The organism is Mesorhizobium sp. P5_C1 (assembly GCF_054049815.1).
The window spans coordinates 1-4,218 of sequence record NZ_JBFULQ010000481.1; the positions used below are offsets into that span (position 1 = coordinate 1).

General features: G+C 59.8%; 5 protein-coding genes. All 5 read right to left on the minus strand.

Translation table 11 applies throughout. From position 1 onward, the window contains the following. A partial coding sequence (locus ACXJ7R_RS26220) for a tetrahydrofolate dehydrogenase/cyclohydrolase catalytic domain-containing protein (protein WP_457154365.1) occupies positions 1-518 on the minus strand: 518 nt, incomplete at its 3' end. A gap of 10 nt (positions 519-528) precedes the next feature. After that, on the minus strand, positions 529-1,380 hold the full coding sequence (gene purU / locus ACXJ7R_RS26225; protein ID WP_135867232.1) for a formyltetrahydrofolate deformylase: 852 nt from the start codon (positions 1,378-1,380) through the stop codon (positions 529-531). A gap of 18 nt (positions 1,381-1,398) precedes the next feature. Then, positions 1,399-2,325 (minus strand): electron transfer flavoprotein subunit alpha/FixB family protein, encoded by a 927-nt coding sequence (locus ACXJ7R_RS26230; protein ID WP_457154366.1) that lies wholly within the window; start codon positions 2,323-2,325, stop codon positions 1,399-1,401. 20 nt (positions 2,326-2,345) lie between these two features. After that, positions 2,346-3,095: an electron transfer flavoprotein subunit beta/FixA family protein gene (locus tag ACXJ7R_RS26235; RefSeq protein WP_457154367.1), complete on the minus strand. Its 750-nt coding sequence runs from the start codon at positions 3,093-3,095 to the stop codon at positions 2,346-2,348. A 78-nt stretch (positions 3,096-3,173) separates the two neighbouring features. Continuing rightward, positions 3,174-4,218, minus strand: a 1,045-nt coding sequence (locus tag ACXJ7R_RS26240; RefSeq protein WP_457154368.1) for an aminotransferase class III-fold pyridoxal phosphate-dependent enzyme, incomplete at its 5' end; no start/stop codon positions are given.

Consider the following 4,218-nt stretch of genomic DNA (forward strand, 5'->3'; position numbering starts at 1 on the left):
ATGTTGGACCGCCCGATGACCACCGCCGTCAAACCTGACAGGTCCTTGCCCCGGACCGACTCAATCAGCAGCATCGCCCCTGCTGGCGTACACGGGACGAGCGCGCCCTCGAGTTCGCCAGTTCCCAGCATACCCACATTGACATAATGGAACCCATCAACGTCCTTGTCAGGCGATATCGCCTGAATAATCTTTCCTGCATCCAGATGTTTTGGCAAAGGCAACTGCAGAAGGAGTCCATGAATTTTCGGGTCTTCGTTCAATGTGTGCACCAGGCCAAGAAGTTCTTTCTCGGACGTGATTTCGGGCAATTCATACTTTCGTGAGAGGAAGCCGCACTCTTCGGCCTTCCGCCCCTTCGAGGAGACGTAAACCTGGCTGGCTGGATCACTTCCGACGATAACCACGGCAAGACCAGGATTGATGCCGGAACTCTTCAAGGCCTCAGTTTCGAGTTTTACTCGTTCGAGTATTGAAGCCGCCACGATTGCTCCAGAGATGATGACTGGTTCTCTCATCTGGCCCTGGTCACGCGAAAACGATTGTCTTGTGGCCATTGAGCATGACCCGACGCTCCAGGTGCATCTTCACCGCCCTGGCCAGCACCCTGCTTTCTATATCCCGGCCCGTGGCGACGAAATCGTCGGCGGTCATCGTATGCGTCACACGCTCCGTTTCCTGCTCGATGATCGGCCCTTCGTCGAGATCAGGCGTCACATAGTGGGCTGTCGCGCCAATCAGCTTCACGCCGCGTTCGAAGGCCTGATGATAAGGCTTTGCTCCCTTGAACGACGGAAGGAACGAGTGATGGATGTTGATGACTTTTCCGAACAGCCGGGTGGAGAGGTTGTCCGAGAGCACCTGCATGTATCGGGCTAACACCACGAGATCTGCCTCCGTCTCCCGGACGAGATCGAGCAGCACCTTCTCCTTTTCCGCCTTGTTGTCCTTGGTGATGTTGAAGACGTGATAGGGGATACCCTCTATCTCTGCGGTTCGGCGGCTGTCCTCGTGGTTCGACACGATAGCTACAACCTCGACCTGCAGCCATCCCACACGGATTTGGTAGAGCAGATGCAACATTGCGTGGTCGAACCTGGAAACCATGATGATGATCTTCAGCTTGCGGCCGGCGTCGACGACATCGGCCTTCATGCCGAAGCGGTCCAACACGGGCTTCACGGCGTGTTCGACCTGTTCCTTGGTTGTGGGCTGCCTGAATTCGACGGCGATGCGCATGAAGAAGCGGTTGGAAAGGCGGTCCCAGAACTGGTTGCTCTCGGTGATATTGGCGCCCAGGGCGGAAAGTTCCGTCGCGACCGCCGCGACGATGCCGGGTTGGTCGTCGCAGGACAGGGTAATCGTGTAGGATTGCGGCACGTTTTCATTCCCCTCGTGTCAAATTTTGGCCAGTTCGGGAAGGACATCAAAAAGGTCGGCGACGAGACCGTAGTCGGCAACCTGGAAGATCGGCGCCTCCTCGTCCTTGTTGATGGCGACGATGACCTTGGAATCCTTCATGCCGGCAAGGTGCTGGATGGCGCCGGAGATGCCGACAGCGATGTAGAGATCAGGCGCCACGACCTTGCCGGTCTGGCCGACCTGCCAGTCGTTCGGCGCATAGCCGGCATCGACGGCGGCGCGGGAAGCGCCGACGGCGGCACCGAGCTTGTCGGCGACCGGCAGGATGACCTCCTTGAATCTTTCCGCCGAACCCAGCGCGCGGCCGCCCGAGATGATGATCTTGGCCGAGGTCAGTTCCGGACGGTCGGTGTCGGAAAGCTTGTTCTCAATGAAAATGGAGAGCCTCGGGTCGGCTGCCGGCGAGACAAGCTCGACGGCAGCCGCATTGCCTTGGGAGGCGCTCGAATATGATGCGGTGCGCACGGTGATCACTTTCTTGGCGTCGGTTGACTGCACCGTCTGGATGGCATTGCCGGCATAGATCGGACGCTTGAAGGTATCGGGCGAAACCACTTCGATGATCTCAGACACCTGCGCGACATCGAGCAGGGCTGCGACGCGCGGGGCGACGTTCTTGCCCGACGACGTCGCAGGCGCAATGATGGTGTCGTAAGCGCCGGCCAGCGAAACAACCAGGGCTGCCGTCGGTTCGGCGAGGCGCTCGGCCAGTTCGTCGGCTTCGGCGAGCAGCACCTTACTTACGCCCTTCAGCTTGGCGGCAGCATCGGCAGCCGGCTTGGCGCCCTTGCCGGCCACCAGCACATGCACGTCCGAGCCGATCTGCAGCGCCGCCGACAGCGCCTTGGCGGTCTGGTCGGAAAGGGTTGCGTTGTCGTGTTCTGCGATGAGGAGAATGGTCATGTTTTTATCCCTTCCCAGCCTTACAACACGCCGGCTTCATTCTTGAGCTTGTCGACCAGTTCGGCGACGCTCTTGACCTTGACGCCTGCCTTGCGGCCGCTCGGCTCTTCGGTCTTGAGGACCTTCAGGCGCGGCTTGACGTCGGCGCCGTAGTCGGCCGGGCTCTTTTCGTCGAGCGGCTTCTTCTTGGCATTCATGATGTTGGGCAGCGAGGCATAGCGCGGCTGATTGAGGCGAAGATCGGCGGTGATGATCGCCGGCATTTTCAGCTCCACCGTCTGCAGGCCGCCATCGACTTCGCGCGTCACCTTGGCCTTGTCGCCATCGATGACAACCTTGGAGGCGAAAGTGCCCTGCGCCCAGCCGAGAAGGGCTGCCAGCATCTGGCCGGTCTGGTTGGAATCGTCGTCGATCGCCTGCTTGCCGAGGATGACGAGGCCAGGCTGTTCAGCGTCGACGACGCCCTTCAGCACCTTGGCGACACCGAGCGGCTCGGTCTGCTCATCGGTCTTGACCAGGATGGCGCGGTCGGCGCCCATGGCGAGCGCGGTGCGCAAGGTTTCCTGCGCCTGCTGCGGTCCGATAGAGACGACGATGATCTCTTCCGCCTTGCCGGCTTCCTTCAGCCGGAGCGCCTCTTCGACCGCGATCTCGTCAAACGGGTTCATCGCCATCTTAACGTTGGCGAGTTCTACAGCCGAACCGTCAGCCTTGACGCGAACCTTGACGTTCGCATCCACAACTCGCTTCACGGGTACAAGGATTTTCACTTGATTGTGCCCTTATTTTCGGGGTGAGTTTCCCTATTCCGGGACCACATGGCCCAGGCAATATTCCATCTCAATCAATTATCGCCCGGCTTGCGCGAGGCCCACATCGAGTGCGGCGACGATCCGCTTCACATCTGCCGCCGTGATGACGAGCGGGGGTGAGATGATGACGTTGGCACCGGAAGTGCGGACCATTACGCTTTCTTCGTATGCGGTGTCGAAAACCTTCTGCACGACGTCTTTGGCCGCTGCCGATTTCGTCTTGCGGTCCGACACCAGTTCAAGCGCGCACATCAGACCGAGACCCCGCACGTCCCCTACCAGCTCATGCTTCTCCTTGAGGCCTTCAAGGCCCACAAGCAACTCCGCTCCCCGGGCCTTTGCATTCGCGGCGACGTTGAGACGTTTTGTTTCGGCGAGCGTCGCGAGCGCTGCGGCGGCTCCAACTGGGTGACCTGAATAGGTGTAGCCGTGGCCGATCGAGCCAATGGCGCCCTTGGAGGCCTCAAATACCGTTGCCACCTTTTGGCAGATCATCACCGCGCCGAACGGAAAGTATCCGTTGCTGATTGCCTTGGCCGTGCACATGAAGTCCGGTTTGACACCCCAGCCACGCGAGCCGGTCCAGGCGCCCGTGCGTCCAAACGCTGTGATCACCTCGTCGGCGATCAGCAAAATGCCGTGCTTGTCGCAAATGGCACGCATCAATGGCATGAAGGTTTCATGCGGCACGATAACGCCACCCGACCCCAGCACCGGTTCCATGATCATGGCAGCGATCGTATCGGCCCCCTGGAAGGCGATCTCATCCTCGAACTGGCGAGCGATCGCCTGGGCAATCTCCGCCGGATCAGAGGTGCCGAAGGGATTGCGGTAGGCATAAGGTGCGGCGAGATGAAAAACCCCAGGTAGCAACGGCTCGTAGTTGCGGCGGAAGTTGGCATTGCCATTGACCGATGCGCCACCGAAATGCGTGCCATGGTAGCCTTTCTTGAGGGCAACAAACTTGGTGCGCTCGGGTTGGCCATTGATCTTGTGATACTGACGCGCCAGACGCAAAGCGGTCTCGACCGAATCCGAACCGCCCGACGTGAAGAACGCACGCACGAGGCCGTCTTCCTTG